This is a genomic window from Bradyrhizobium sp. SUTN9-2, from assembly GCF_003122645.1.
GTDB classification, from domain to species: Bacteria; Pseudomonadota; Alphaproteobacteria; order Rhizobiales; family Xanthobacteraceae; genus Bradyrhizobium; species Bradyrhizobium yuanmingense.
The window spans coordinates 251,439-278,162 of sequence record NZ_LAXE01000001.1 but is presented as its reverse complement, the minus strand read 5'-3'; the positions used below and the strand labels follow the sequence as shown (position 1 = coordinate 278,162).

At 65.2% G+C, this 26,724-nt stretch carries 24 protein-coding genes; 8 read left to right on the top strand and 16 right to left on the bottom strand.

Annotation, left to right across the window (positions count from 1 at the left end):
- Positions 1 to 254 precede the first annotated feature (254 nt).
- Entirely contained in the window at positions 255 to 1,445 is a 1,191-nt protein-coding gene (locus tag XF30_RS01370; protein WP_036014626.1) for an ABC transporter substrate-binding protein, read from the top strand.
- 213 nt (positions 1,446 to 1,658) lie between these two features.
- Here the strand turns inward: XF30_RS01370 and XF30_RS01365 are convergent, their stop codons facing one another.
- From XF30_RS01365 to XF30_RS01350, 4 genes are read right to left on the bottom strand one after another with little or no spacing between them, the layout of a single operon-like run.
- Positions 1,659 to 2,045 carry an MAPEG family protein gene (locus XF30_RS01365; protein ID WP_057027794.1) on the bottom strand — a complete coding sequence of 129 codons (387 nt, stop codon included), beginning with the start codon at positions 2,043 to 2,045 and terminating at the stop codon, positions 1,659 to 1,661.
- A 27-nt stretch (positions 2,046 to 2,072) separates the two neighbouring features.
- A complete protein-coding gene (locus tag XF30_RS01360) occupies positions 2,073 to 3,155 on the bottom strand; it encodes a lipocalin-like domain-containing protein (RefSeq protein ID WP_109141729.1) in 1,083 nt (360 codons plus the stop codon).
- On the bottom strand, positions 3,145 to 5,607 hold the full coding sequence (locus XF30_RS01355; protein WP_109141728.1) for an FtsX-like permease family protein: 2,463 nt from the start codon (positions 5,605 to 5,607) through the stop codon (positions 3,145 to 3,147). Before XF30_RS01355 ends, XF30_RS01360 begins: the two co-directional genes overlap by 11 nt.
- The gene (locus tag XF30_RS01350; protein ID WP_109145518.1) at positions 5,604 to 6,257 is read right to left on the bottom strand and encodes an ABC transporter ATP-binding protein; all 654 of its coding nucleotides are present in this window, start codon (positions 6,255 to 6,257) and stop codon (positions 5,604 to 5,606) included. The genes XF30_RS01355 and XF30_RS01350 overlap by 4 nt, the downstream gene beginning before the upstream one ends.
- 144 nt (positions 6,258 to 6,401) lie before the next feature.
- Here XF30_RS01350 and XF30_RS01345 point away from each other — a divergent pair, with 144 nt between their 5' ends.
- Positions 6,402 to 7,727: an MFS transporter gene (locus XF30_RS01345; RefSeq protein ID WP_109145517.1), complete on the top strand. Its 1,326-nt coding sequence runs from the start codon at positions 6,402 to 6,404 to the stop codon at positions 7,725 to 7,727.
- A gap of 257 nt (positions 7,728 to 7,984) precedes the next feature.
- On the opposite strand, the gene XF30_RS01340 is transcribed toward XF30_RS01345, so the two are convergent.
- From XF30_RS01340 to soxX, 9 genes are all read right to left on the bottom strand, one after another.
- Entirely contained in the window at positions 7,985 to 9,193 is a 1,209-nt protein-coding gene (locus XF30_RS01340; protein WP_036026276.1) for an MFS transporter, read from the bottom strand.
- Positions 9,194 to 9,359: 166 nt separating this feature from the next.
- Positions 9,360 to 9,533: a hypothetical protein gene (locus XF30_RS01335; protein ID WP_036014608.1), complete on the bottom strand. Its 174-nt coding sequence runs from the start codon at positions 9,531 to 9,533 to the stop codon at positions 9,360 to 9,362.
- 70 nt (positions 9,534 to 9,603) lie between these two features.
- Positions 9,604 to 10,641: an MBL fold metallo-hydrolase gene (locus tag XF30_RS01330; RefSeq protein ID WP_036042512.1), complete on the bottom strand. Its 1,038-nt coding sequence runs from the start codon at positions 10,639 to 10,641 to the stop codon at positions 9,604 to 9,606.
- Positions 10,642 to 10,772: 131 nt separating this feature from the next.
- Entirely contained in the window at positions 10,773 to 12,524 is a 1,752-nt protein-coding gene (gene soxB / locus XF30_RS01325) for a thiosulfohydrolase SoxB (protein WP_109141727.1), read from the bottom strand.
- 50 nt (positions 12,525 to 12,574) lie between these two features.
- Positions 12,575 to 12,880, bottom strand: coding sequence for a hypothetical protein (locus XF30_RS01320; protein ID WP_036014604.1), 306 nt, complete (start codon positions 12,878 to 12,880; stop codon positions 12,575 to 12,577).
- Complete coding sequence (gene soxA / locus XF30_RS01315) at positions 12,877 to 13,740, bottom strand: sulfur oxidation c-type cytochrome SoxA (RefSeq protein WP_036014603.1); 864 nt, start codon at positions 13,738 to 13,740, stop codon at positions 12,877 to 12,879. The genes XF30_RS01320 and soxA overlap by 4 nt, the downstream gene beginning before the upstream one ends.
- On the bottom strand, positions 13,740 to 14,051 hold the full coding sequence (gene soxZ, locus XF30_RS01310; protein ID WP_036014600.1) for a thiosulfate oxidation carrier complex protein SoxZ: 312 nt from the start codon (positions 14,049 to 14,051) through the stop codon (positions 13,740 to 13,742). Before soxZ ends, soxA begins: the two co-directional genes overlap by 1 nt.
- Positions 14,052 to 14,066: 15 nt before the next feature.
- Positions 14,067 to 14,564, bottom strand: coding sequence for a thiosulfate oxidation carrier protein SoxY (gene soxY / locus XF30_RS01305; RefSeq protein ID WP_244608851.1), 498 nt, complete (start codon positions 14,562 to 14,564; stop codon positions 14,067 to 14,069).
- Positions 14,565 to 14,591: 27 nt separating this feature from the next.
- Positions 14,592 to 14,948, bottom strand: a complete 357-nt coding sequence (gene soxX, locus XF30_RS01300) for a sulfur oxidation c-type cytochrome SoxX (protein ID WP_036014593.1) — start codon at positions 14,946 to 14,948, stop codon at positions 14,592 to 14,594.
- A 221-nt stretch (positions 14,949 to 15,169) separates the two neighbouring features.
- On the opposite strand from soxX, the gene XF30_RS01295 reads away from it, so the two are divergent.
- The gene (locus XF30_RS01295) at positions 15,170 to 15,844 is read left to right on the top strand and encodes a DUF938 domain-containing protein (RefSeq protein WP_036014591.1); all 675 of its coding nucleotides are present in this window, start codon (positions 15,170 to 15,172) and stop codon (positions 15,842 to 15,844) included.
- Between the two features lie 117 nt (positions 15,845 to 15,961).
- Here the strand turns inward: XF30_RS01295 and XF30_RS01290 are convergent, their stop codons facing one another.
- The gene (locus XF30_RS01290; protein WP_109141725.1) at positions 15,962 to 18,028 is read right to left on the bottom strand and encodes a prolyl oligopeptidase family serine peptidase; all 2,067 of its coding nucleotides are present in this window, start codon (positions 18,026 to 18,028) and stop codon (positions 15,962 to 15,964) included.
- 187 nt (positions 18,029 to 18,215) lie between these two features.
- On the opposite strand from XF30_RS01290, the gene XF30_RS01285 reads away from it, so the two are divergent.
- Both XF30_RS01285 and XF30_RS01280 read left to right on the top strand, forming a co-directional pair.
- Positions 18,216 to 19,463, top strand: coding sequence for an MFS transporter (locus XF30_RS01285; RefSeq protein ID WP_192893005.1), 1,248 nt, complete (start codon positions 18,216 to 18,218; stop codon positions 19,461 to 19,463).
- Between the two features lie 141 nt (positions 19,464 to 19,604).
- A complete protein-coding gene (locus XF30_RS01280; RefSeq protein ID WP_109141723.1) occupies positions 19,605 to 20,852 on the top strand; it encodes an MFS transporter in 1,248 nt (415 codons plus the stop codon).
- A 105-nt stretch (positions 20,853 to 20,957) separates the two neighbouring features.
- Here the strand turns inward: XF30_RS01280 and XF30_RS01275 are convergent, their stop codons facing one another.
- The gene (locus XF30_RS01275) at positions 20,958 to 22,448 is read right to left on the bottom strand and encodes a M48 family metalloprotease (RefSeq protein WP_036014583.1); all 1,491 of its coding nucleotides are present in this window, start codon (positions 22,446 to 22,448) and stop codon (positions 20,958 to 20,960) included.
- 35 nt (positions 22,449 to 22,483) lie between these two features.
- The gene (locus XF30_RS01270) at positions 22,484 to 23,254 is read right to left on the bottom strand and encodes a thermonuclease family protein (RefSeq protein ID WP_244608850.1); all 771 of its coding nucleotides are present in this window, start codon (positions 23,252 to 23,254) and stop codon (positions 22,484 to 22,486) included.
- Between the two features lie 385 nt (positions 23,255 to 23,639).
- On the opposite strand from XF30_RS01270, the gene XF30_RS01265 reads away from it, so the two are divergent.
- The 3 genes from XF30_RS01265 to XF30_RS01255 all read left to right on the top strand — a co-directional run bounded on the left by XF30_RS01265 (position 23,640) and on the right by XF30_RS01255 (position 26,577).
- Positions 23,640 to 24,845, top strand: a complete 1,206-nt coding sequence (locus XF30_RS01265; RefSeq protein ID WP_109141721.1) for an ABC transporter substrate-binding protein — start codon at positions 23,640 to 23,642, stop codon at positions 24,843 to 24,845.
- Positions 24,846 to 25,039: 194 nt separating this feature from the next.
- Positions 25,040 to 25,828 carry an enoyl-CoA hydratase gene (locus XF30_RS01260; protein WP_109141720.1) on the top strand — a complete coding sequence of 263 codons (789 nt, stop codon included), beginning with the start codon at positions 25,040 to 25,042 and terminating at the stop codon, positions 25,826 to 25,828.
- A 2-nt stretch (positions 25,829 to 25,830) separates the two neighbouring features.
- Positions 25,831 to 26,577, top strand: a complete 747-nt coding sequence (locus tag XF30_RS01255; RefSeq protein ID WP_192893004.1) for a VOC family protein — start codon at positions 25,831 to 25,833, stop codon at positions 26,575 to 26,577.
- Positions 26,578 to 26,724: the final 147 nt, after the last annotated feature.

Below are 26,724 nucleotides of genomic sequence, written 5' to 3'. Positions count from 1 at the left end.
CCTCCGCTGTCATCCTCGCGAACGCGGGGATCCATAACCACAGGGAGGAGTTTAGCGCGACAGCGGCGAGTCTTCGCCAAACACCATCCTGTGGTTATGGGTCCCGGGCTCGCGCTGCGCACGCCCCGGGACGACGGTGGAGAATGTGGCACGCAGAATCCCATACTAACGACCAACATGAAATGGATGGGCGGAAGCGCGGTTCTTCACTACTATCCGCGCGATTTCACAGAAGAATGCCGGGAGTTAAACATATGAAATCAGCACTTTGGGCCGCAGCGGCCTCGGCCCTCTTGATTGCGGTTCCCGCCTCCGCGCAAGGCGTCAAGATCGGCATCCTCAACGACCAGTCCGGCGTCTATGCCGATTACGGCGGCAAATGGTCGGTCGAAGCGGCCAGGATGGCGATCGAGGATTTCGGCGGCGAAGTACTCGGCCAGAAGATCGAGCTCGTCACTGCAGACCACCAGAACAAGCCTGACCTCGCAAGCTCGATCGCGCGGCGCTGGTATGACGTCGAGAACGTCGACATGATCACGGAGCTGACGACCTCCTCGGTCGCGCTCGCGATCCACGAGCTCTCCAAGGAAAAGAAGAAGATCGACATCGTCGTCGGCGCCGCGACATCGCGCCTCACCGGCGATGCCTGCCAGCCCTACGGCTTCCACTGGGCCTACGACACCCGCGCGCTCGGCGTCGGCACCGGCGGCGCGCTGACCAAAGCCGGCGGCGACACCTGGTTCTTCCTCACCGCGGACTACGCCTTCGGCTACGCGCTGGAGAAGGACACCAGCGAGATCGTCACCGCCAATGGCGGCAAGGTGCTCGGCTCGGTGCGCGTTCCGCTCAATTCGTCGGACTTCTCCTCCTTCCTGCTGCAGGCGCAGAGCTCGAAGGCGAAGATCGTCGGCCTCGCCAACGCCGGCCTCGACACCACCAATTCGATCAAGCAGGCGTCCGAGTTCGGCATCGTCGCGAGTGGCCAGAAGCTCGCGGGCCTCCTGATGACGCTTGCCGAGGTGAACGGCCTCGGCTTGCAGGCCGCGCAAGGCCTGGTGCTGACCGAAGGTTATTACTGGGATCTCAACGACAGGACGCGCAATCTCGGCGAGCGCTTCCTCAAGCGCACCGGGCGGATGCCGAGCATGATCCACGCCGGTACCTATTCGGCGACGCTGAGCTATCTCAAGGCCGTCAAGGCTGCCGGCACCAAGGATCCGGATGCCGTCGCCAAGAAGCTGAAGGAGCTGCCGGTCGACGACGACTTCGCGCAAGGCGGCAAGGTGCTCGAGAATGGCCGCATGATCCACGACATGTATCTGTTCGAGGTCAAGAAGCCCTCGGAATCGAAGAAGCCCTGGGATTATTACAAGCTGCTCGCCACCGTCCCCGGCGACAAGGCCTTCTTCACGGCCAAGGAGAGCGGCTGTCCGCTGACGAAGTAGGGAAGTGGCACAGCGAGCGCCACACCCGCGCTGTCGTCCCGGACAAGCGCGCCTCAAGCGCGCGCCGATCATGGACCCATAACCACAGGCACGCGTGGTTACGGGGACTCGGAGTGATCAGCTCGCATCACGACATCTTCCTGCGGTTATGGGTCCCGGATCGGCGCTTACGCTTGTCCGGGACGGCAGCGGAATGTGTGGCGGCGGATTGCCTCACACCAACCGCAGCACCACCGCCCCGAGCGCCCCGACCCACAGCGCCATTGCTGCGAGCGCCTGGATCGCAAAGCCGGTGCCGCGCTTGGCCACGGCTTGCGAATAGCCGATGAAATAGACGATCCGGCCGATGATCCAGATCACGCCAATCGCCGCCGCGATGGCGTCGCTGATATAGATCGCGAACAGCCAAAGGGCTGGCAGGACGATCGGCATCCATTCCAACGTGTTCATCTGGATGCGGAAGGCCCGTTCGAAATCCGGATGCCCCGACATCGCAGGTACCTTGACGCCGGTCTTGGTGCGCGAGCGGGAGACGTTAATGGAGGTGAAGAAATAAAACGCGATCGCCAGCAGCGTGACGAGGGCGGTGAGATGATACATCGTCGGTTCCTTCATAGAAATCGCGCCTCAATAGCCGGTCAGCTCGAGATAGCCAATGCCGTCATGTGTGCCGGCAAAGCTGATCGGCCCTTCCCAGTACGAGAAGCCGGTCCCCATCCAGGCGTTCGGATTGAGCGGCTTGCAGAGGATCGAGAATGATCGCGCGGGGATCGCGATCTGCCATTGCACCGGCAACTTGCGTCCCGCAATCTCAGCCGTCGCCTTCGGCATCATCTGGATGTCGCTGCCTGCAATCATCTGCGTCTCGCCGGCCGCGCTGATCCAATTGCCGAACGGATAATTTCTGCCGTCCTTCTGCCGCAGCCGGTACAGCATCAGCTTGTCTCCGGATGACAGATGCAGCGACAGCCAGTCCCAGCCGGTCTGGTCGGCGTCGAGCGGCTGGCTGCTCCATTCCCGGTCCATCCAGGCCTGGCCCGAGACATCGACCGGCTTGTCCTCGATGCTGAGCGTGCCGCGCGCGCGGTAGAACGGCTGACTGTAGTAGTACGAGGCCTGCCCACGCTCCGACTTGCGGCTGAAGCCGCGATCGCCCTGCAGCACGACCGGCCGGTCGGCCTCGAGCGTCAGTGCGTAGCTGAAATCGGCGCCAGCTGCCTTCAGCGACAGCGGCGCCAAAGCGCGGTCATCGGTGCGGTCAAAACTCTTCATCTCCCAATCGTCAATCCAGGCATCGAACGGTTTTGCCGTCACGCCGGCTTGCCCGACGCCACCCCGTGAAAACGTTTCAGAGAAGCGGTGAGTGTCGGCGCGCGTCACCGCGGCATGCGCCATCCATACCTGTTGATTGGCCCAGCCCTCGCCTTGCGGACCTGGCTGCGCCGCCTGGCGGAACAGCGTCCATTGCAGGCCGCACGCCGCGCCGCGCGCGTCGACGAGGTTTGCCGTGAGATACCACCACTCGATACGAAACTGCGGATGCGGTCCGTGATCTTCGGGGAAGGTGAATGTCTTTCCCGGCGTTACCTTTGTAAACCCATCGGCGGTCTCGGCGAGTCCGGCATAGCCCTGCGCGCCGGCGCGGCGCGGGAGGGCGAGGGCGACGATGCCACCGGCGAAGGCGCGCCGCGTGATGGCTTTAGCGCTCATTGGCAAACACCTTGACGAGATTCGCCGGCTGCATCCGCGCCAGCCGCACCATCGGGAGCAGCGCCGCAAGCAGCGAGGCGAAGAGCGCCACCGCGACCAGCTCCACCAGATGCAACGGAAAGACGTGGAACGGCAGCCGCCAGCCGAAAGCTTTCACGTTCACGATTGCAATCAGGCACCACGCGACCAGCAGTCCGAGCGGCACGGCCAGCAGTGCCGTGAACAGCGCGACCGAGAGCGTCTTGGTCAGCTCGATTGTGGCAAGGCGTGGCCGGGTCAGGCCGATCGCCCACAGCGGCGCAAGCTGCGGCAGTCGGGAGTTCGCCAGGGTCAGCAGGCTCGTGAGCAATGCGATTCCGGCGACGCCGAGCGTGAAGGCGTTCAGCGCCGACGTCACCGCGAAGGTGCGGTTGAAGATGCGGATCGATTCCGCCTTCACCGTCGCCTGGTCGGCGATTCTGCGGTCGTCGAGCCCGAACTGCTTCTGCAAAGCCGCGATCAGGCCGGGGATATTCTCTCTCGCGACGATCAGGCCGATCCGCGTCTGCGGCGTCTGCGGAAACTGCCGGATCAATGCGGCGACGTTCACAGTGAGCTGCCCCTTGGGGTTGCCGTAATCGGCATAGATGCCGACGATGTCGAGCTCCCAGGTCCCGCCCGGCGCCGGCACCTCGACGACGTCGCCGATCTGCACGTTCAGCCGCCGGCTCAATTGCTCGCTGATGAAAGCGGCATTGCCCGGCACCAGCCGCGTCCAGGCCCGCGGCGCCGTGTCCAGCAGCGGCCAGCGTTCGCGATAGAGCGCGTGATCGGGCAGACCGAGCAACTCGACCGGCTGGCCCTGAACCTGCGCCTCCGCGCGCCCGCCGGGGAGGATCGCCTGAACATCGCTGCGATCCTTCAGCCAGTTGCGGATCGCCGTACCTTGCGCATTGTCGGAGGCGCTGATGTAGACGTCGGCCGCAAGGCGCCCGTCGAGCCAGCCGATGAAGGTGCGGCTGAAGGTCTCCACCATGGTGGAGACCCCGACGTTGACGGCAAGCGCGAGCAAAAGCGCCATCAGCGCCAGCGACAATCCGGAGAGCTGCTGCCGGCTGTCCGCCCAGAACCACAGCACGAGCGGGCCTCGCGCGAAGCGCTGGCCTACGAGCAGGATGATGTCGAGGAAGGCCGGCAGGATCAGTGCCGCACCGAACATCAGCGCGGCCAGCACGCCGAACCCTGCGATCAGTGATTGCCCGTAGTGGAGCAGCAGCAGCGCGACGGCGAACGCGCCGCAGGCCGCACAGCTCTGCAGGATCAGCCAGCGGCGTTGCCGCTGCTGCCAGGCGCCCGGCTGCGCCGTCGCCAGCACCGGCATCCTGATCGCCTTGATCAGGCTGGTCGCCGCCGCCACAAGCGCACCCGCCACGCTGATCCCGATGCCGGCGAGCCACCATTCGGGCCGCAGGCTGAGCTGCCCAGGGATCTGCGCGCCATAGAGTCCGCGCAGCGAGGCCGCGACATCGGGCAGCAGGGCGGCTGCGATGAAATAGCCGCACGCGAGCCCGATCAGGCCTGCGACCAGCGCCAGCGCCACCAGCTCGACCACCAGCACCGTATTGACTAGCCGCGCCGAGGCGCCACAGGCCCGCAAAGTGCGCAGCATTGGCAGCCGCTGCTCGAACGCAAGGCCGACGGCCGAATTGACGATGAACAGGCCGACGAAGAACGACAGCAGGCCGAAGGCGGTGAGGTTGAGATGAAAACTGTCGGTGAGACGCTCGAGCTCCGTCTCCGCATTGGGCTCGACTCGCTCTAGCTGCTCGCCGACCACGCTCGCGAGCGGTGCGGGCTTGCCCCTCGGCTTGCCGATCAGCAGCCGCGAGACCTGGTCGGGCTTGCTCAGCAGCCGCTGTGCCACGCCGATATCGACCACGAGCACATCGGGTGCGAGCTGCGGCTGGACCCGCAGCGGCGGCAGCCTTGCGCCGCTGCTGATCGCCGGGGCCGCGCCTTCTGCTTGCTCCAAGCCCCTCAACGTCTCCCGGGCCACCAATGTCTGGCCGGGCGGAGCAACGAAGCTGCTGAGATCCGTGGCACCCAGGCGTGGCGCGTTGCCGACATCGACCGGCAGCGTGACCGGCTCGATGCCGAGCAGCCGCACCGAATGCCCGTTGATCTGGACGCGCCCCTCCAGCACCGGCGACACCGGCCAGCCGGCGCGGCGGAGCTTTATGAACAGCTCCTGCGGGAAAGTCGCCGCATTGGGAGCGACCAGCATCGCGGTGCGCACGCCGCCGAATGTCGCTGCAGCGCGGTCATAGGCATTGCGGGCCTGCTGATTGATGGCCTGCACCCCGCTCCACAGCGCGGTCGCCGCAATCAGGCCAATCAGCAGCGTCGCGAACTGCATCTTGTGGCGCCGCCAATGGCTGAGCAGCACGGCGAGAACCCAGAGCGCGCGCTTCATGAAATGCGCCCCGCATGCAACGTGAGATGACGGTCGAGCGTGGCGGCGAGATGCAGGCTGTGCGTCACCATCAGGAAGCCGCAGCCGGTGCGCGCGACGAGGTCGCGCGCCAGCGCCAGCACCTCCTCGGCGGTAGCTTCGTCGAGATTGCCGGTCGGCTCGTCCGCCAGCAGCAGCGCGGGCTTTGTCGCCAGCGCCCGGCCGATCGCGACCCGCTGCTGCTGGCCGCCTGATATCTGCTCTGGATACCGTTTGAGCAGGCTGCCGAGTCCGAGGCGCTCGACAAGCTCTTTCGTCCAGGCCGCATCATGCCGGCCGGCGATCCGCGCCTGGAAGGCGAGATTGTCCGCGACGGAGAGGCTCGGGATCAGGTTGAACTGCTGAAAGACCAGGCCAACGCGATTCCGCCGCAAGCTGGCGCGTCCGGCATCCGATAGCGTGGTGAGCTCGGCGTCACCCAGCCGGATCGAGCCGCCATCGGCGGCGTCGAGGCCAGCGATCAGGTGCAGCAGGGTGCTCTTGCCGCTGCCGGATTCACCGGTCAGCGCGACGCGCTCGCCAGCCCCGAGGTCGAGGTCGACGCCGCGCAGAACATGGACGGGCTCGCCGGCCGAAGAGAAGGTCTTTGAGAGGTTTCGGATGCTCAGCACGATGACGGCGCCGGACGGAATCAACGGAATTGCTGCCTAGCACACCTGATGCGGAAATGCCGGGGTTGCGTTGGCCCTGAAGCCGCTGTTAGCTTCCAAGACGGCCAAATCAAATAGGTACCGAAAAGACATACGGGGAGAATGATGAGCGCTCAGGAAATGCCGAATGTGGCGGCTGGGACGACCAAAACGCCAAAGGGCGCCTGGACTGTTACATTTCTCCTCTTTCTTTTCATGGTGGTGAACTTCGCCGACAAGATCGTGGTCGGTCTCGCCGGCGTGCCGATCATGACCGACATGAAGCTCAGCGCCGAGCAGTTCGGCCTGCTCGGGTCCTCGTTCTTCTTCCTGTTCTCGATCTCGGCCATCGTGGTCGGCTTCATCGTCAACAAGGTGCCGACGCGCTGGGTGTTGTTGACGCTGGCGGTAATCTGGGCGGTGTCGCAGTTCCCGATGGTCGGCACAGTCTCCTTCACCACGCTCTTGATCTGCCGCATCGTGCTGGGGGCGGGCGAAGGGCCGGCCTTCTCGGTCGCCGCGCACGCCATCTACAAATGGTTCCCCGACGAGAAGCGCACGCTGCCGACTGCAATCCTGTCACAGGGCTCGGCCTTCGGCGTCATCCTGGCGGTGCCGGCGCTGAACTGGATCATCGTCAACCATTCCTGGCACTACGCCTTCGGCGCGCTCGGCGTCGTCGGCCTGATCTGGGTCGCAGCCTGGCTCGCGCTCGGCAAGGAAGGCCCGCTGGAGGATACCGAGGTCCTGGCCGTCACCGAGCCGAAGATTGCGTACGTGCAGCTGCTGACCTCACGCACCTTCCTCGGCTGCGTGATCGCGACCTTCGGCGCTTATTGGGCGCTGTCGCTCGGCCTCACCTGGTTCACGCCGTTCATCGTCAAGGGGCTCGGCTTCTCGCAGAGCCAGGCCGGCTTCATCTCGATCCTGCCCTGGGTGTTCGGCGCCACCATCGTTCTCCTCACCGGCTGGATCTCGCAGGTGATGATGGCCCGCGGCTACACCACGCGCGTCTCGCGCGGCGTGCTCGGCTCGGTGCCGCTCATCGTCGGCGGCCTGATCCTCACCGCGATGGCGCATGTCGAGGGCGCCGGCCTGCAGATCGCGCTGCTCGTCCTCGGCTCCGGACTCTGCGGCGCGATCTACGTGGTCTGCCCGCCGATGCTCGGCGAGTTCACGCCGGCCTCGCAGCGCGGTGCAGTGCTCGCGATCTACGGCGCGCTCTACACGCTTTCAGGCATCATCGCGCCGAGCGTGATGGGCACCGTGATCCAGCGCGCCAGCAGCATGCTCGACGGCTACCTGACGGGCTTCACTATCAACGCGGTGGTCATGATCGGCTCCGGCGTCATTGGCCTGCTGCTGTTGTGGCCGAACACGGAGAAAGCCAGGCTGACACGTGGTGCGGCGGCGCAGGGCACGGCGCTGAAGGGCGCAGTGTCGCCGACGTAAGTCGCGGCTCTCTCTTACCCTCCCCTGGAGGGGGAGGCTCGCTGCGCATGTAGCGAAGCGGAATGCGTAGCGGGGTGGGGTGACGGTGTTTCCCATCCGGCAGTGCCCGAGAGGAGAGATCACCCCACCCCGCTCGCGCTGCGCGCGATCGACCACGGGCGAGCTTCGCTCGTCCCGGACCCCTCCAGGGGAGGGTAAGCGGCTGCCTCGTTAGCCTTCGCAGGAACGACAGTTGGATTTGTGTCGATGCCGACGGCTCAATTTGCTTTCGCCGGCCGGCGCTCCGTGAACGGCGACAGCACCACCGTCGCCACCATGAAGATCACGGACGCGCCGAACACCCAGTGCGGCGCGCTTTGATCCATGATCCAGCCGAACAGCAGCGGTGAGACGATGCCACCGAGGTTGAAGCCGGTAGAGGCGATGCCGAAAGCGCGCCCCGCGGCACCCGGAGGCGCGGCATTGCGCACCAGCATGTCGCGCGAAGGCGCGATCACGCCGGAGAGGAAACCTGCGGTCGCCATCGTCGCCGTCAAGGCCCAGCCCGGCAGCGTCACCAGCGCGATCAGCAGCACGATGGCCGCATTCGCGGCGAAGCAGGCCGCCGCGACATAGCCGTGGCGCTCGGTGCGGTCGGCGAGGAAGCCGCCGGCGAGTACGCCCGCGGCGCTTGCGGCGAGAAACGCAGTCAGCGCGACATTGGCGATCGAATAGGACGTGCCGTAGCCGCTCATCAGCGCCACCACGCCGAAATTGTTGATGCCGGCAACCGACAGGCTCAGCAGCATGAACAGCGCAGTCAGCGTGATCAGCGCCGGCGTGATGATGGCCTGCTTTGGCGCGCTCTCGCTGCCGGGCTTCTTCTTGTGCGCACCGGCATCGGGTATGTTCATGATGATCAGCAGCAGCGCCACCGCAATGCCGATCGCGCCCGAGGCGATCAGCGCGCCGGTGCCGCCGGACAGCGTTACGAGCGCGGCCACGATCGCCGGTGCGACGGCGCCGCCGAGAAAGCCGGCAAAGGTATGGATCGAGAAGGCGCGGCCCATCCGCCCCTCGTCCATGTGCTCCGCAAGAATCGCGTAATCGGCGGGATGATAGACGCTGTTGGCAAGACCCAGCAGCACTGCGCAGGCGATCAGCGAGGCGTAGCTGAGATGCAGACCGAGCAGGATCAGCGCGGCGCCGCCGAGCGCGAGCCCGGCCAAGAGAATGCGCCGCGCGCCAAAATGGTCGACGAGGTAGCCGGTCGGCGCCTGGGTTAACCCCGATACCACCGCGAACACGGTGAGGGCGAAGCCGAGCTCGACATAGCCGACGCCGAGCTTCTCCTTCAGGAACGGAAACAGCATCGGCAGGACCAGCAGATGGAAATGGCTGACCCAATGCGCGATCGAGATCCCCGTCAGCGTGCGCAGCGCACTGTCCGTCTTGCCTTGTTGCGGTGCGGCGAGAACGTCGACCATTGCAGTTCCGTTTCACTCCCGATGGACCGGCAAACTATCGGGGCTGGCGGTTATTTGTCCATGAACGCAGGCGCATGGCAGGTAGTGCGGGCGGGGCCGTGCGGGGTCAGGTGTGCTTCACGCCGTTGTCCCCGGCGAGCGCAGGAACGACAGCGGAGCTGCATCCTCAGAACGGCTCGTCGTCCGGGCCATAGCGGTCGCGCTTCGGCGTTGCGATGTCGCCGTCTTCGTAGTCGTCGTCATCGGTCTCGCGCCGGCGCGGGGCCCTCTTCGCCTTGTCGTCCGCGGGCTTCTTCTCGGTGATCTTGGGCGGCTCGCTCGACTTGCCGGTCTTGGCCATGGCTGGTCCCGGATGGGTGATGCTGCATCCGAATGCGGCGCCTGATTTATCTCAAGGGGCGACGAGATCGTCAGTGCACCACCGGCCCGCCTGCCTTCTTCCAGGCATCGAGGCCGCCGGCGATATGCGCGGTGTTCGGAAGCCCCGCCTCCTTTGCAGCAGCAACGGCCATCGCCGAGCGTTCGCCGAAGGCGCAGAAGAACACCACGCGCCGCCCGGTTGCGGCCGCGACCTCGCGCAGCATGCCGCCGGGCTTGAGGCTCTCCTCGACGGAGGGATACGGCGTGTGCAGCGCGCCTTCGAGCATGCCGTGCTTCATCCGCTCATTGGTCTCGCGCAAGTCCACCAGCAGGATGTCGGGCCGGCCGAGGCTGCGGATCGCCTCGATCGCGCTGAGCGCGCGGCCTTCCTTCTCCAGCTCTTCCTGGTGCAGGCCGACATGCATGTTGGCGGGAATCGCCACGTCCATCATCTTCGGATTGGGCAGCTTCAGATTGGCCATCAGCTCGACATATTCGTCGACCGAGCGCACCTGGAGCCGTGGATTGTAGCGTTTTTCCTCGCCGATGGTGGAGACGGTGTCGCCCTTGTAGTCGTGGGCCGGAAACACCATCGTCTCGTCCGGCAGCTTCAAGAGGCGGTTGAAGATCGAATCGTATTGCGCGCGCGCCGAGCCGTTCTGGAAATCGGTGCGGCCGGTGCCGCGGATCAGCAGCGTGTCACCGGTGAAGACGCGGTCGCCCATCAAATAAGAATAGGAATCGTCGGTGTGGCCCGGCGTGTACATCACGTCGAGCGACAGGCCCTCGATCGTCACCTTGTCGCCGTCGGCCACCCGCATGGCGACGACGTCGGCCTTGGTCTGGTCGCCCATCACGGTCATGCAATGGGTGCGATCGCGCAGCTCGCCGAGGCCGGTGACGTGGTCGGCATGCAGATGCGTGTCCACCGCCTTGACCAGCTTGAGGTCGAGCTCGCGCAGCAATTGGCAGTAGCGGTCGACCTTCTCCAGCACGGGGTCGAGAATCAGCGCCTCGCCGCCGGGGCGGCTGGCGAGGACGTAGCTGTAGGTGCCCGAAACGCTGTCGAAGAGCTGTCGGAAGATCATGGCAGGACCCGGCTTGGAACTGACTTCCAAGATTCTACTACAATACGGGTCGGAAAGAGAAGTAATTCACTGCATGAGCAGAAAAATTTAGAACATTATTATTATGGTCGCATGATCGCGGACAAAACACATCATCCCAGTCCTGCAATGCCTGGATTGCCTTCGACGCCTTTCAGCGTCACGCCGGAGCCGAGCCGTTCGGGCATCATCCGGCCCGAGCGCAGATACTTGCCGACCACGTCCCACACCGGCGCGCCCTGCTGGCCGTTGACTGAGGCCCAGCCCGCGACCTTGTAGCGGTGGCTGGCGTTGAGCGCCTTGCCGCTGCCGAGCTTCAGCTCCGAGATGCGGCTGCCGATCGCAGCGTCCGGCGTGCAGGTGTAGCTGAGCCCGCCGGCACGGACCATGTCGCCGCCCTGCTGGTAGTAGGGATCGGCGTTGAAGAGGTTGTCGCAGACGTCCTCGAGCAGGTCCTTGATCTGGGCCCCCGTTATCTCCTGCACATAGGTCTCGGGATAGGTGATCGCGGTTTCCGCCAGCAGATCCTCCATGGTCATGGCCTGGCCGGACAGCGCGGTGACGCCCCAGCGGAAGCCCGGCGACAGCGCGATTTCGGCATCGAGCTCGGTGCGCAGCGCGGTGCAGATCAGCTCGTCCATGGGGCCGGAGAAATTGCCGCGGCGATAAAGCAGCCGGTCGGGCGTCGCGATCTTTTCCGACCAGTCGGCCACGTGCGGTGCACGGACCCGGCCGATCAGCTCGGCCATCGCCGGATCGGGCTTCAGCAGCTCCGAATAGACCGGCAGCAGACGATATCTGGCATCGCTGACTTTGCCGCTGTCGAGCGCGAGATCGAGCACACCCAGAAATTTCCCGTTGGAGCCGGCATTGGTGACGAGCGTCGTACCACCTGCGTTCTTCACCGGCATGGGCTGCGGCACGGCATCATGGGAGTGGCCGCCGAGAATGACGTCGATGCCGGTGACCCGGCTGGCGAGCTTGAGATCCACGTCCATGCCGTTGTGCGACAGCAGCACGACGGCGTCGACCTTGTCGGTGCCGCGCAAGGCATCGACATGCTTCTGCAACTCCTCCTCGCGGATGCCGAAGCTCCAGTCCGGTGTGAACCTCCTGGGATGCGCGATCGGAGTGTAGGGGAAGGCCTGGCCGACGATCGCGATGCGATGCCCGCCGAGCTCCTTGATGACGGAAGGCTTGAACACGCGCCCAGTGGCCTTGTCGAAGGCGGGCGCGTCGTTGAACGCGGCCTCTTCGGTCAGGAACACGTTCTGCGCCAGGAACTCGCCCTTGAAACGCTCGAGATTGTCGCGCAGCGCCTGCTCGCCATAGGTGAATTCCCAATGGCCCGTCATCGCCTCGATGCCGAGCAGATTGGCGACCTCGACCATGTCGCGGCCCTGCATCAGGTTGGCCAGCCCCGTGCCCTGCCAGAGATCGCCGCCGTCGACGAGCAGCGAACGCCGCTCGCCGAAATCGGCGCGCAGGCGATCGACCAGCGTCTTCAGATGGGCAAAGCCCCCGAGCTTGCCGAAGCGGCCTGCGGACTTCTCGAACTCGAAGCAGGTGAAGGCATAGGCATCGGCGCTGTCGGAGCGGATGCCGAAGCGCTCGAGAAAGGCCCGGCCGACCAGATGCGGCGGCCGTCCCGCCATCTCGCCGATGCCGATATTGACGCTGGGCTCGCGGAAATAGACCGGATTGAGCTGCGCATGCGTGTCGGTGATGTGCAGGATGCGCGCATTGCCGAACCGTTCGAGGTCGTAGATGCTGGCGGCGTCAGCGCCGCGGGCGAGCCGCGGCAGGCCAATCGTTGCCGCGGCAAGGCCTGCACCTTTCAGAAAATCGCGGCGGCGGATCGCCATTCAAGAATTCTCCGCGCCTCTCGTGGGGACTGCGTTCACCGCGGGGCAGTCTAGCGGATTTCCATCGCCTTCCAGGCTTCTTTTTCGGAAACAGCCTGGAAGATCGACGCCCTCGCCAGCGCTTCGGCTTCCCTGGCCGCGGCCACCGCACGGCCGAAATCGCCGCCATCGGCAGCCCTTTTCGCGGCCGCCAGCGCAGATACGGTCACCGTCCACTGGTTGCGCATGCCCGCCGCCTCCTTGGAGGCGGCTTCGGCGGCCGCATAGGCCGCCTTGTAGTCCGCCTCACTCGCCGCGCGCGCGGATGGCGCAAGGCTCAAGGCGAGCAGCATGGCCAAGCCAAGTGACAGCTTCATGGCCGTGCTCCCGGTCCCGAGATCGGCAGGCCGTTGGCGACGTAGGACAGGAAATATTCGACGTCGCGATATTCATCCGACTGCGGCTCCAGTGGAACCGCGCGGGTCTGGCTGTTGCAGGTAACGAAGCGGCGGCTGGTCGTGCCCATGCCGCTCCATTCGGAGCGGTAGATCGGCATCGCGTTGAGGATGCCGAGCGCTGGGGCGAGGGTCTCGGCGCGGATGCGCTCGCCCGGGCTCTGCACGTGGCAGCTCGCGCAGGAGAAATTCATCTGGCCGCGCCGCGTGTAGAAATAGCGCTTGCCGTTCTCGTACGCCGCCAGCGCGCGGGGATCGTCGGGGATCTTGATGTCCATCAGCTTGCCGCGCGAGGTGTAGGCCATGTAGGCGGTGAGCGAGGCCATCTCGTCCTTGACGTAGGAATAGGGCGCCTCGCCATTGGCCTCGCGGCAGCGGTTGAGCGCGAGCTCCAGCGTGATGACCTTGCCTTCGCCGCTGTCGAAGTACGGATAATTCTGGCGGATGCCGATGCCGCCGTTCGGGAAGCAGTCGGCATAGGTCTTGCCGTTCTTGAACGGCGTCGAGAACATCTCCTTGCCGGCCTCGAGCGCGAACTCGTAAGGCGGGAATTCCTCCTTCTCCTGCCACTGCCGCTTCATGTCCTCGTTCATGGAATACGGACCGTTGACGAAATCCTCGTGCTTCACGTTCGGAAATTTCTGGAAGAAGAAGTTCTGGAACGCCTTGGCGTCGGCGACGGGATCGACCTTGTCGGCAGCAATCACGCGCGGCGCGGCGAGCGCGAACGCGACGAGCGCAGCGCTGAGCGAGCCAAGCAGGAGGTGGATGCGGGCCTTCATCACGCGATCTTCGCGGTGGTCGTATCCGAGCCGCCCTTGTTGTCGGTCCAGGAGATCTTGAGCTCGTCGCCCTTCTTGGCGCCCTTGAAGCTGAACTTGACGTAGGGGTCCTTGGAGACCGCTGTGCCCCAATCGGCGACGAACACGTCCTTGCCGTTACATTCGAACTTCAGCTGCTGGATGAAATGCGCCGGGATCAACTCGCCCTTGGAGTCCTTGACGAGGCCGGTGTCCATGGGGTGCTGGATCAGCGTCTGCACCTCGGTGATGTCGCCGGTCGATGTTGCGCGCACGCGAATGCTGGATGCCATGTCGAACTGCCTCGCTTAGCCGCCGCAACCGCCGACGGTGACCTTGACCTCCTTGGTCGCGCTGTAGAGCTTGCCGTCGGCCTCTACGATCGCGGTCAATTTGGTGGTCCTGGCCATCTTGAGCCGGTTGGCGACGGCAGGGATCGTGCCATCGGGAATCCTGTAGCTGGCCGCCAGCGCGCTCGGGTTCTCCGCCACGAAGAACGAGATCGAGGTGACCTTGTCCAGCGTCGTCGTCACCGAGATCGGCACGACGCCGCCGTTCTCGGCGATCTCCGGCGCATCCAGCTTGACCTTGTCCGACGGCTCGGCGGCCTTGCCGTAGAGCGCCTTGATCGCATCCGCCTCGCTCTTCTGCCTGAAGGCCTCTTCCGGATATTTGTCGTTCGCCGCGGCGCGCGCGGGCGCGAACGGCAGATTGCCGAGTCCGAGCAGCGCCACGGAGGCAGCGCCCTGAAGGATCAGGCGCCGCATCGGATGAGGCCTCCAATGAGGCTTGGGGGTCGTGGTCATCTCAAGTCTCCTAGGGGCCGCCGGCGGTTACAGGGTCTGCAGGAAATCAACAATCGCGTTGATCTCCTGCTCGGTCAAAATCCGGTTCCGGCCGAACGGCGGCATCATGGTTTGCGGATTGCGCTTGGTCTCGTCGAAGATGATCGCGGTGAGCTCGTTGCGATCGGGGTATTTGGCCTTGATGTCCTTCAGCTCCGGCCCGATCGTCCCCGGCAGGTCGCCGCCTTTGATGACGTGGCAGGTGAGGCAATTGCCCTTGCCGCGGTCGAAGGCGAGCTTCTGGCCTTCCGTCACGGTGGATTGCGCCCCCGCCGGGGCCATTGCCGCGCCGGCGAGGAGGGCCAGCGCAGCAAGCAGAGCGGGCTTGCGAGGAAAGGCGGTCAAGGCATCGTCCCGGCGTTATCTCGATGATCTCGTTTGCGGAATTGTTCAAAAGCACAAAGGCCATCGCCTGACAATCAAGACTATGCACGCGGTGAAATGGAGTTAATATCCTGCGCATTGCAACTGACGAGATAGTTCGTTCATTCGGATGGGCGTGAACTAGCAGATTATTCTCGGACGTTTGGCCGCCTTTTCTGGTTCGCATTTTTTGGGGACGTCACTTGGCTGAATATGTGGTCGAATTTGGCAGGGATGGCGGACGGGTCGAGCCGGATGGCCGGCTCGATGCGCCTGCCTTCCATCGCAATCACGAACCGATCTGGGCAGCGCTGGAAAAGCATCTCGCGGATGCGACCGGCAACGTCGTGGAACTCGGCAGTGGAACCGGGCAGCACGTGGTGCATTTCGCCCGCCACACGCCGGGCCTGATCTGGTGGCCGAGCGATCTCAACCAGCGCCACCTCAAGAGCATCGAAGCCTGGCGCGTGCATGCCGGCCTGCCGAACATCCGTTCACCCCTGCGCATCGACCTCACCGATCCCGACTGGTGCCCGGAAATGAAAAGCGGGCAGGGGCCGACCAGCCTCGCGGCCGTGTTCTGCGCCAATGTCATTCACATCGCGCCCTGGGCCGTGGCCGAAGGCCTGTTCGCCGGCGCGGGCCGTTATCTGCGCCGCGACGGCAAGCTGTTCCTCTACGGCCCCTTCAAGCGCGACGGCAAGCATACCGCGCTCAGCAATGCGGTGTTCGACACCTCCTTGCGCGAGGGCAATCCCGAATGGGGCGTGCGCGACGTCGTCGACGTCGAGAAGCTGGCGAAGGCGGCAGGCCTCGGCCTCGTCGACACGATCGAGATGCCCGCGAACAATCTGACGCTGGTGTTTGCAAGAGGCTAGGAGGTCGTCATGCCCGGGCTTGTCCCGGGCATCCACGTTCTTCGGGCGGTAAGGCAAGGCGTGGATGGCGGGGCCAAGCCCGGCCATGACGATGTGGAGACGTCAGCGCACCCAACTCTAGCCTTCATCCCGCCACCCGATCTTCTCCTTCAAGAACCGATAGCCCAGCACCTCGAAACCGGCGCGCTCCTTGTTGTCCTTGCCGTAGCCGTGGCCGCCTGCGGGCGGCTCGTAGAACCAGGCCTCATAGCCCATGGCCTGCAGCTTTGCCGCCATCTTGCGGGCATGGCCGGGATGGACGCGGTCGTCGCGCCGCGTGGTCGCAATCAGGATCGGCGGGTACGACTGGCCGTCCCTGACGTTGTGATAGGCGGAGTAGGTCTTCAGCCACTCCCATTCGTCGGGCTTGTCGGGATCGCCATATTCCGCGATCCAGCTCGCGCCGGCGAGCAGCTTGGTGTAGCGGCGCATGTCGATCAGCGGGATGGTACAGAACAATGCGCCGAAACGCTCGGGGTAGCGTACCAGCATGTTGGTGATGAGGATGCCGCCGTTCGATCCGCCCTGCGCGGCGATGCGTTTTGCGCTCGTCACACCGCGGCGGACGAGATCGGCCGCGACCGCGGCGAAATCGTCGTGTGAAAGCTTCTTGCCGGCAAGCCGTCCGGCATCGTGCCAGCGCGTGCCGAACTCGCCGCCGCCGCGCAGATTCGCCTGCACAATCGTGCCGCCGCGCTCCAGCCACAACTCGCCGAGCGAGGAATTGTAGTACGGCTTCACCGAGTGACCAAAGCCGCCATAGGCGCTCAGATAGACCGGCGCATCGCCGGTCTCGCCGGCAGGGCCCGTCTGCACATAGGGGATACGCTCGCCGTCAACGGAGATCGCCTCGTGCTGCGTCACCACGAGGCCATCGGCGGTGAACGTCTTCGGCGCCTGCTTCAGCACGATCGGGCTTGCGACGCCGCGCTCGATCAGCAGCAGCGCCGGCGGTGTCAGCGGATCCTGCACATTGGCGAGCAGATCGCCATTGCTTTCGGAGGGATGACGATCGAGCGTCCAGACATCGACGACGCCGATTCCCGGCAGGCCGGGAAGCATCTCGCGGCTCCAGTCGGCCGTGGACGGCGTGCAGATCTCGAAGCGTGGGCGCAGTTCGTCGAGGATCGAAAGCACAAGCTTGCCCGCCGCCCAGAACAGGCCCTGCAAGGCGCGCCGCGGCGCCGGCTCGAACAGCACCGCAAAGTCGCGACTGCCGTTCAGGAACGCCGACAATGAGATGCCGAGCACGGTGTCGGTGGCGTAGGTCCGCCCCCCGGCCGTCCAGTCCTTGCGCAGCTTCATCGCGAACCAGTCGCCATGGGCCTGCAGCCAGATGCCGGTCGGCAGATCGAGCTTCATCATCGCGCCCGTCGCATCGCGCAGCCAGATCACGTGATTGAAGAAGTCGATCTGGTCGACGATCCACGCCCGCGGCGCAGGCCCGGTGTCATCAGTGCTGCCATAGATCACCATGTGATCGGCGGTGGTTTCGGCGATGATCTCGGTGTGATCGACCGCCTGGCCGCGCCGCCACAGCCGAACCGTCCGCGCATAGCCCGAGCCGGTCGCCATGTCCTCGCCATGGGCGCTCGACAGCAACAGCGTGTCGGCATCGAGCCAATCGACGCCGCCTTTCGCTTCAGGCAGCGTGAAGCCATCAACAACGAAGCGCTTCGCCTCCATGTCGAATTCCCGCAGCGTCACGGCATCGCTGCCGCCGCGCGACAGGCTCAGAATCACGCGTGAGCTCCCCGGCATGCTGGCGATCCCGCCAAGCAGCCAGTCCTCGTTTTCGTCCTGCGCGAGCTGATCGATGTCCAGCATGATCTCCCATGCTGGGTTGGCTTTGCGAAACTCGGCCAGCGTGGTTCGCCGCCACTGGCCGCGCGGGTTGGCGGCGTCCTTCCAGAGATTGTGCAGATCGGAGCCGCGCCGGCTGACATAGGGAATGTTGTCGGGGCGGTCGTAGATGCCGGCGAGAATGTCACGGTCGTGCTCGAAGGCCTTTCCGCCGAAGGCGCTGAGCGTCAGGCTGTTCTGCCGCTCGACGAAATCGAGCGCCTGCCGGCCCTCGATCTCCTCGAGCCACAGCCAGGGATCGTCGTCGGGAGCTTGAAGCGTGGGCCTGTCGTCGACGGACATGAAGGTAACTCCCGGAAGATCGCGGCGGATAGGATTTGATCGAGCGCAAGCCGTCAACGGCGTGCAGCGCTATCATCCCAGTGATTGCGTCAGGGGCATGGCCCGCGCCCGTTTGCGCCGGTTGCCGGCCCTCACTCACCCCTCCATAGTGCCGCGAATCAAAAGAGCCCTTCGGGCGGAAATGCCGATGCTGGACGTGACTGCCGCCGATGAGATCGCCGACGATGCCCGCGTGCGCGCCAACGTGGTGCGCCTTGCCGCCGCGCAGGCGCTGACCGGCGCCAACTCGGCGGTGATCTTCGCCACCGGCGCGATCGTCGGCGCCACGCTCGCGCCGGACATGTCGTTCGCGACCGTGCCGATCTCGATGTATGTGGTCGGGCTCGCCGCCGGCACGCTACCGACCGGCGCGATCTCGCGCCGCTTCGGCCGCCGCGCCGCCTTCGTCGTCGGCACGGGCCTCGGCGCGCTCACCGGTCTACTCGGCTCGTTCGCGATCCTGCACGGCTCGTTCGCGCTGTTTTGTCTCGCGACCTTTCTCGGCGGCCTCTACGGCGCGGTGGCGCAATCCTATCGCTTCGCCGCCGCGGATGGCGCCAGTGCGGCCTACCGGCCGAAGGCCGTGTCCTGGGTGATGGCGGGCGGCGTGTTCGCCGGCGTGCTCGGTCCGCAGCTCGTGCAATGGACCATGGATGTCTGGCAGCCTTATCTGTTCGCCTTCAGCTTCCTGGTGCAGGCCGCCGTCGCGCTGATCGCGATGGGCATCGTCGCCGGCGTCGATATGCCGAAGCCCGCGCCGGCCGATCTGCACGGCGGCCGGCCGCTGCTCACGATCGTGACGCAGCCGCGCTTCATCGCGGCGGCGCTGTGCGGCGTCATCGCCTATCCCATGATGAACCTGGTCATGACCTCGGCGCCGCTCGCGATGAAGCTGTGCGGCCTGTCCGTGTCCGATTCCAATTTCGGCCTGCAATGGCACATCGTTGCGATGTACGGGCCGAGCTTCTTCACGGGCCCGCTGATCGCGCGCTTCGGCGCCCCGAAGATCGTCGCCGCGGGCTTGCTGCTGGAAGCGGGCGCCGCCATGATCGGTCTCTCCGGCCTCACGGCCATGCATTTCTGGGCGACGCTGATCGTGCTCGGAGTGGGCTGGAATTTCGCCTTCATCGGCGCCTCCGCGCTGGTGCTGGAGACGCATCGCCCGCAGGAGCGCAACAAGGTGCAGGCCTTCAACGATTTCCTGGTGTTCGGCATGATGGCGATCGGCTCGTTCTCGTCGGGCCAGCTGCTCGCCAATTACGGCTGGTCCGCGGTGAACCTCGTGGTGTTCCCACCGGTGGTGCTGGGGCTTGCCGTGCTCTCGCTGGTCTCCTGGGCGAAGCGCCGCAAGGCACGCCTGGAGGCGGCGATGGGCGAATTCCCGGACGCGGTGTAGTTTGGCAAGAGGCTGTCAGCAGCGTTGACACTTCGATCCAGGACGAAGTGATTTTCGAGAGCCGCGTTGTTACATGATGCTCGTCATGAAGAGGCGAGCGCAGAGCCAGGCGCTTGCGGGGGATGCGAAGGAGAAGCGCAAATGCTCGACAGTCCCCGCCACGCTGCGCCAATCGACGAATCTTCGCTCCGCTACGAAGGCTGGCGCATCGTCGCGGTCTGCTTCCTGCTCGCGACCTTCGGCTGGGGGCTCGGCTTCTACGGCCAGAGCGTCTATGTCGCCGAGCTGCAGCGCGCGCGGGGCTGGCCGGCCTCGCTGATCTCCTCCGGCACCACGTTCTTCTATCTGTTCGGCGCGCTGCTGGTCGTCTTCGTCGGCGAGGCCGTGCGGAAATTCGGTCCGCGGCTCAGCTTGATCGCCGGGACGCTGGCGATGGCCGCGGCTGCGGTCGCGATCGGCGCGGTGCGCGAGCCCTGGCAGCTCTACCTCGCCGATGCCGTGCTCGCCTTCGGCTGGGCCGGCACCAGTCTCGGCATGATCACCAACACGATCAGCCTGTGGTTCGACCAGAAGCGCGGCATGGCGATCAGTCTCGCGCTCAACGGCGCCAGCTTCGGCGGCATCGCCGGCGTGCCGCTGCTGGTAGCATTGATCGGCCATATCGGCTTCGCCGGTGCGATGTACGCCGCCGCCGGCGCCATGCTGATCCTGCTCGTGCCGGTCATCCTCCTTCTCGTCGGCCGCCCGCCCGATCGCCACGGGTGGCAGGCGGCGGCGAAGGCGAAGCCGCAATCATCGACTGAGATCCGCGCCTGGGCGCTGCGGGACGCCGGCTTCCTCACGGTGACGATCGCCTTCGCCCTGGTGCTGTTCGCCCAGGTCGGCTTCATCGTGCATCTGATCTCGTTCCTCGATCCCGTGATCGGACGCGAGCGCGCCGCCGTGGCCGTCGCGGTGCTCACCGCGATGGCGGTGGTCGGTCGCGTGCTGTTCTCGCTGGTGATCGACCGCATCAATCAGCGCCTCGCGTCCGCGCTGTCGTTCCTCAGCCAGGCCGCCGCGCTTCTCGTCGTCGTCAACCTGCACAACGATTACGTGCTGATCGCGGCCTGCGCCGTGTTCGGCTTTTCGGTCGGCAACCTCATCACGCTGCCCTCGCTCATCGTGCAGCAGGAGTTCGACTCCGCCGCCTTCGGCGTGCTGATCAGCCTCAACACGGCGATCAACCAGGTGACCTACGCGTTCGGTCCCGGCGTGGTCGGTTTCCTGCGCGATCTCTCCGGCGGCTATACGCTGCCCTTCTATCTCTGCATCGTGCTGGAGGTGATGGCGGCGGCGCTGATCATGGTGCGGGGGAGGCCGCGTCTCTCTGGGATGACATCCGCTTAGCGCGGCGTCGGAGCATGGTCCGGAAAAGTGTGTAGCGGTTTTCCGAAAAGATCATGCTCAAAAGAATAACCTAAAGCGCGATGACGATCCCAATCGCATCGCGCTTTAGTCCGCCACGATCTTGACGCGGTCGCGCACCTTCACCTGCGCGGTGCGATCGAGGCCATTCAGCACGCGGAAGCGCTCGGCGGGATGGTCGACGCCGGCCATGCGGTGGGAGAGCGACTCCACGGTATCGCCGGGCTGCACAGTGATGACCTTGATGCGCAGCGGGCGCGCGGCCTGGATTTCCTCCAGCGTCAGCCGGCGGAACGAGTTGACGGTCTCGCGCGCATTCCGCTCGCTCTCGGTCGATTTCTGCCGTGCCGCGAAGATGAAGCGATAGACGTCGCTGCCGAAGCGCAGCGCATAGACCTTGAACTGCCATTGGTCGCCCTTGGCGGTGGCGGACGCCGCTGGAAAACCGTTGACGGTGAGATCCTCGGTCGAAGCCTTCTCGACGCCTTCCATCCAGCCGGAATTGAGGTAGTCGCCGAGCGACTGTTCGGCCGGCACGCGCACGACGTCGAAGCGCATCGCCTGCGCGCCGCCCTCGCGGACGCCGATCACGGCCTGCGCGGTGTTGTCGAGCGTGAAATTGTCCGGCGCCTGGAAGGTGAAGCCGAGCTTCGGATGCAGGAAGCGCCGGCCGCGGACAAAACCTTCGCTCGGGTCTTCGCCATAGACGAGGTTGTCGATCGCGGCGAGATAGCTTTCGCGATCGCGCTCGGCGCCTTCAGGCGCGGTGTATTGGCGGGCAATGTTCTGCGCGTTCTGGACGCGTTCCGGAGTTGCCGGATGCGACGAGGTGAAATCCTGCGCGCGCGGATCGAGCGAGCTCTTGCCGGCCTTCAGCTCGGCATTTCGCTCCATCGCGGACAGGAAGCGCGCCGCGCCGTACGGGTCGAAATGCGCCTTGGCGGAGATGCCGACGCCGATGCCGTCGGCCTCGAACTCCTGCTTGCGCGAGAAGCTCGCCATGGTGAGCTTGGTCTTGGCCAGCGCCAGTGCGGTGAGGTCGGGATCGTTGCTCATGTCGGTGACGACGCGGGTGACGATCGCGGCCTGGCGGGCCTGGTCCTCGCGCATCGCCGCGTGCTTGGACAGCACATGCGCCATCTCGTGGCTGAGCACGGAGGACAATTCGGAGGTGTCGCTGGCGAGCGCGAGCAGGCCGCGCGTGACATAGAGCTGGCCGTTGGGCAGCGCGAAGGCGTTCACCGCCCCGGAATTGAGGATGGTGACCTTGTAGCCCTGGTCGGGCCGCTCGGAGGCCGCGACCAGCCGGTCGACGGTCTTGCTGACGAGCGCCTCGAGCTTGGGATCGTCATAGGTCCCGCCATAGCTCGCCAGGATACGCTCGTGCTCCTTCTCGGTGGCCGGGGTTTGGGCGACGGCGGGCTTCGGCTTCGGCATCGCGACGGCTGCCGGGGTCGCCGCAGTCTGGAACCGGCCCATATCGCCGCAGCCAGCGAGAAGTCCGCCCAGCGCAAGGCAAAGCGCGGCCGGCGCAGCCCGCAGGCGGCGGCAATCGCCCAGTCCGTGCCGTTCTAGCACCCCATTCACGTCGTTTAACCCGTGCCCGGCCTGTCTTAAGGCCTTACCCCTGTCGGCTCGTTTGCGCCCAGCAACTCGATCTGCCCCACGAGGCGTACATCGATGCGTGGCCCCGTATTCCCCTCAACCCAGCCCCGAACGCGAATACGCCGATTCTCCAGGGACTTAAGGGCCATACCAGCGCTTTCGAACGCCGCTAGCGTGCGCTTTGAAATAGTCACGGCAAAGCCGCGTGTCCAGTTTCGTCCGAAGTTGAGGTAGGTCGTTGCCCCAGCTTGCCGGACCGACAGGACTTTGCCTTCGACCACCGTAAAGCGCCCGATCTCCGCCAAAATATCGTCCGGACTTTCCGCGTTTTTTATGGCCGACGGGTCAGCCCAGCTGCCCATTTTTTGGCGCCGCGCCGCAGCTTCGGACGCCATCAGGGCGGCCGCGCAGTCCTTGTCCAGGATCTCGGCGGAGGCGATGGCATCGCCCCGAGCGAGCAGCATGGCCTGCACCGAGATGTCGCCTTCGCCGATGAAGACAAGCGAACTCTGGCGGCCGTAGCGATCAGGCGTGTCGTCAGCGCTCCGCAGCATCACGTCGTGGCCGGCGAGCAGCGAGGTCAGCGCCTGCTTCGTGGTCGCGGTCGGCGCGATGCCGCTGAGGCGGATCTCGCGCCCGTCATCGAGCCGCACGCTGCGCGCATCGACGATGGCAGCGACGCGGCCTTCGCCTTGGGACTCGAACTGGCAGGGGCCCGCGAATGCCGAGCTACTTGCGACGAGAAGACATGCGACGATGAAGCGAAGCCGTTGCGTCACGTGATCCGGAGAGGTTGCATTGCGGCCGGACTTTAACTCATGCGTGGTGAGACGCGAAGGGGCTTTCTCACACCCTTCATTGCGAGGAGCTCTTCGCGACGAAGCAATCCAGACTGTTTCCGCTGACGCATTTCTGGATTGCTTCGCGGAGCCTGTCATCGGGCCGCGCTTCGCGCGGACCCGTTGGCTCGCAATGACAATGCGGGGACAGCTTCCGTCCTCTCGGCATTCCGCTTTGCGGAAAGCGCGCATTGATCATTCATCTGCATCGCACCTGCGCTTGCTGCGCTCTTGCGCATGCGGCATGATTGCGGCAACAGCGAATAGCCAAGAGCAATAACCAAGCCGCCATCAGAGCACGGCGCGATAAGGGAGGTCGTTTTCGATGAAGACTATTTTGTCCGGCATTTTTGCCGCCGCGTTTGCCCTCAATGCGAGCGCCGCACAGGCTCAGGACAAGCCGCCGCTGAAGATCGGCGGCATCCTCGACATGTCGAGCCTTTATGCAGATATCACCGGCTCCGGCAGCGAGACTGCGGCGAAGATGGCGGTCGAGGATTTCGGCGGCGAGGTGCTGGGACGCAAGATCCAGGTGCTGGCGGCCGACCATCTCAACAAGGCCGATCTCTCCGCCAACATTGCCCGCGACATGCTCGACAATCAGGGTGTCGAGATGATCTACGACGTCGCGGCCTCCGCGACCGCGCTTGCCGCCGGCGAGATCGCGAAAGCGCGCAACAAGATCATCATGTTCAACGGGCCGGGCTCGATCCGTCTCAGCAACGAGGCCTGCGGTCCCTACACCATCCACTACGTGTTCGACACCTACGGCCAGGCCAACGTAACCGGTCTCGCGGCGGTGAAGTCTGGTCTCGACAGCTGGTTCTTCCTCACCGCCGACTACGCCTTCGGCCAGGATCTGGAAAAGGACACCAGCACCGTCGTGACCAAGACCGGCGGCAAGGTGCTCGGCAGCGTCCGCCATCCGCTCAACACCTCGGATTTCTCCTCCTTCCTGCTCCAGGCCCAGGCTTCCAAGGCCAAGGTTATCGGGCTTGCGAATGCCGGCGGCGACACCATCAACGCCATCAAGCAGGCGGCGGAGTTCGGCATCACCAAGGGCGGCCAGAAGGTCTCGCCGCTGCTCGCGTTCGTCACCGATATCGACTCGATCGGGCTCGAGACCGCGCAGGGGCTGCTGCTCGCGGAAGCGTTCTACTGGGATCTCAACGACGACACGCGTGCATTCTCGAAGCGCTTCATGGAGCGCACCAAGCGGGTGCCGACCTCGGCCCAGGCCGGAGTCTATTCCTCCATCACGCATTACCTGAAAGCCGTGAAGGCCGCCGGCACGACCGACGCCGCGGCGGTGATCAAGGTGATGAAGGAGACGCCGATCAACGACTTCTTCGCCAAGAATGGCAAGATCCGCGAGGACGGCCGCATGATCCACGACATGTACCTGTTCGAGGTGAAGAAGCCGTCGGAATCCAAGGGCCGCTGGGACGATTACAAGCTGCTCGCCACCGTCCCGGGCAACGAGGCGTTCCAGCCGCTGGAGCAGTCGCGCTGCCCGCTGGTGAAGAAGTGACGGTGTGACGTAAGTCACGCCGTCATTCCGGGGCGCGCCAAACAATAGGTCGTCATCCCGGGGCTCGCGAAAGCGAGAGCCCGGGATCCATTGGGCGGCATTGACGGTTGAGAGATGGATTCCGGGTTCGCGACTTCGTCGCGCCCCGGAATGACAAAGTGAGAGAGTGGCACCACAGAATGAGGCCAACATCCATGAACGACATGGTCTTGCAAAAGCTCGAAGGCGGGCTGCTCACCATCACGATGAACCGGCCGGAGCGGAAGAACGCGCTCAATCCCGAGATGGTCGCCGGGCTGGTCGAGGCGGCGCGGCGCGCGGCTGATGATCCCGAGGTGCGGGCGGTGCTGTTCAAGGGCGCCGGCGGCTCGTTCTGCGTCGGCGGCGACGTCAAGTCGATGGCGCAGGGGCGCGCGCCGCTGCCGTTCGAGCAGAAGCTCGCAAATCTGCGCCGCGGCATGGAGGTCTCGCGCATCCTGCATCAGATGCCAAAGCCCGTGGTGGCCCAGCTCGATGGCGCGGCGGCCGGCGCCGGCCTGTCCATGGCGCTGTCCTGCGACCTGCGCATCGCCTCCGAATCCTGCAAGATCACCACTGCTTTTGCCAAGGTCGGATTCTCCGGTGATTACGGCGGCACCTATTTCCTGACTCAGCTGCTCGGCAGCGCGCGGGCGCGCGAGCTCTATCTGATGTCGCCGGTGCTCACCGCGAAGGAGGCACATGCGATCGGCATGGTGACGAAGGTCGTGCCCGACGCCGAGATCGACGCGGCCGCGCACGAGCTCGCGCTGTCGCTGGCGCAAGGGCCGTCGATCGCGCTCGGCTTCATCAAGCGCAACATCAACAACGCCGAGCACCTGGCGCTGGAGGATTGCTTCGACGGTGAGGCGATCCATCACACCCGTTGCGGCGACACCGAGGATCACAAGGAGGCGGCCAAGGCCTTCGTCGAGAAGCGCAAGCCGACCTTTAGGGGCGCATGACCATGGCGCCCTATATCCGGCTGCGTCAGATCTGCCTGGTCGCGCCGCAGCTCGAGCCCGTCATCACGGATATCGGTCGGATCATGGGCCTCGCCGTCTGCTATCGCGACGGCAATGTCGCCAAATACGGCCTCGAGAACGCGCTGCTCCCGGTCGACACGATCCTGCTGGAGGTGGTCGCGCCGTTCAAGGACGGCACCACGGCCGGTCGCTTCATCGAGAAGACCGGCGGCCGCGGCGGTTACATGGCGATCTTCTGCTGCGACGACCCGGACGAGCGCGGCCGCAACGCCAATGCGCTCGGCGTGCGCACCGCCAATGTCATCGACCACGCGCCGTATCACGGCGTCCAGCTCCACCCCCGCGACTGCCGCGCCGCCTTCATCGAGTTCAATCACACCGAAGGCAGCGACGACATCCTCGGGCCGTATCCTCCGGCGGGACCGGACTGGCAGAAATTCATTCGCAAGGATGTGACCGAGGCGCTGACGGCGGTGGAGATGCAGAGCCCGGATCCCGCGGGGCTCGCCGAGCATTGGGGCAAGATCATCGGCGTCCCGCCTGAAGGCACCGAACTGAGGCTGCCCAACGCGACCTTCCGCTTCGTTAAGGGCGCCAGCGAGATCATGAGTGCGCTGGAGTTTCGGGTGGCTGACGTGGCGCAGGTGCTGCATACAGCCAAGGCAAAAGGGCTCGCGGTTGCGGGCAACGAGTTTCTGCTGGGCGGAGTGAAGTTCCGCGTGAGTTGAGCGGGCAAACCCTCTCCCCCTGTGGGAGAGGGTGGCTCGCCGCGAGCGGCGAAACGGGTGAGGGGTCTCTCTCCGCGAGCGAATCACTTGCGTTTGAATGCGCTGAAGCAGCCCCTTATCCGGCGCTTCGCGCCACCTTCTCCCACA

Excerpts from the sequence above, each read along its gene's own strand:
- XF30_RS01370 (WP_036014626.1), top strand. The coding sequence starts at position 255 with ATGAAATCAGCACTTTGGGCCGCAGCGGCCTCGGCCCTCTTGATTGCG.
- XF30_RS01365 (WP_057027794.1), bottom strand. The coding sequence starts at position 2,045 with ATGTATCATCTCACCGCCCTCGTCACGCTGCTGGCGATCGCGTTTTAT.
- XF30_RS01360 (WP_109141729.1), bottom strand. The coding sequence starts at position 3,155 with ATGAGCGCTAAAGCCATCACGCGGCGCGCCTTCGCCGGTGGCATCGTC.
- XF30_RS01355 (WP_109141728.1), bottom strand. The coding sequence starts at position 5,607 with ATGAAGCGCGCGCTCTGGGTTCTCGCCGTGCTGCTCAGCCATTGGCGG.
- XF30_RS01345 (WP_109145517.1), top strand. The coding sequence starts at position 6,402 with ATGAGCGCTCAGGAAATGCCGAATGTGGCGGCTGGGACGACCAAAACG.
- XF30_RS01340 (WP_036026276.1), bottom strand. The coding sequence starts at position 9,193 with ATGGTCGACGTTCTCGCCGCACCGCAACAAGGCAAGACGGACAGTGCG.
- XF30_RS01335 (WP_036014608.1), bottom strand. The coding sequence starts at position 9,533 with ATGGCCAAGACCGGCAAGTCGAGCGAGCCGCCCAAGATCACCGAGAAG.
- XF30_RS01330 (WP_036042512.1), bottom strand. The coding sequence starts at position 10,641 with ATGATCTTCCGACAGCTCTTCGACAGCGTTTCGGGCACCTACAGCTAC.
- soxB (WP_109141727.1), bottom strand. The coding sequence starts at position 12,524 with ATGGCGATCCGCCGCCGCGATTTTCTGAAAGGTGCAGGCCTTGCCGCG.
- XF30_RS01320 (WP_036014604.1), bottom strand. The coding sequence starts at position 12,880 with ATGAAGCTGTCACTTGGCTTGGCCATGCTGCTCGCCTTGAGCCTTGCG.
- soxA (WP_036014603.1), bottom strand. The coding sequence starts at position 13,740 with ATGAAGGCCCGCATCCACCTCCTGCTTGGCTCGCTCAGCGCTGCGCTC.
- soxZ (WP_036014600.1), bottom strand. The coding sequence starts at position 14,051 with ATGGCATCCAGCATTCGCGTGCGCGCAACATCGACCGGCGACATCACC.
- soxY (WP_244608851.1), bottom strand. The coding sequence starts at position 14,564 with ATGACCACGACCCCCAAGCCTCATTGGAGGCCTCATCCGATGCGGCGC.
- XF30_RS01290 (WP_109141725.1), bottom strand. The coding sequence starts at position 18,028 with ATGTCCGTCGACGACAGGCCCACGCTTCAAGCTCCCGACGACGATCCC.
- XF30_RS01285 (WP_192893005.1), top strand. The coding sequence starts at position 18,216 with ATGCTGGACGTGACTGCCGCCGATGAGATCGCCGACGATGCCCGCGTG.
- XF30_RS01280 (WP_109141723.1), top strand. The coding sequence starts at position 19,605 with ATGCTCGACAGTCCCCGCCACGCTGCGCCAATCGACGAATCTTCGCTC.
- XF30_RS01265 (WP_109141721.1), top strand. The coding sequence starts at position 23,640 with ATGAAGACTATTTTGTCCGGCATTTTTGCCGCCGCGTTTGCCCTCAAT.
- XF30_RS01260 (WP_109141720.1), top strand. The coding sequence starts at position 25,040 with ATGAACGACATGGTCTTGCAAAAGCTCGAAGGCGGGCTGCTCACCATC.
- XF30_RS01255 (WP_192893004.1), top strand. The coding sequence starts at position 25,831 with ATGGCGCCCTATATCCGGCTGCGTCAGATCTGCCTGGTCGCGCCGCAG.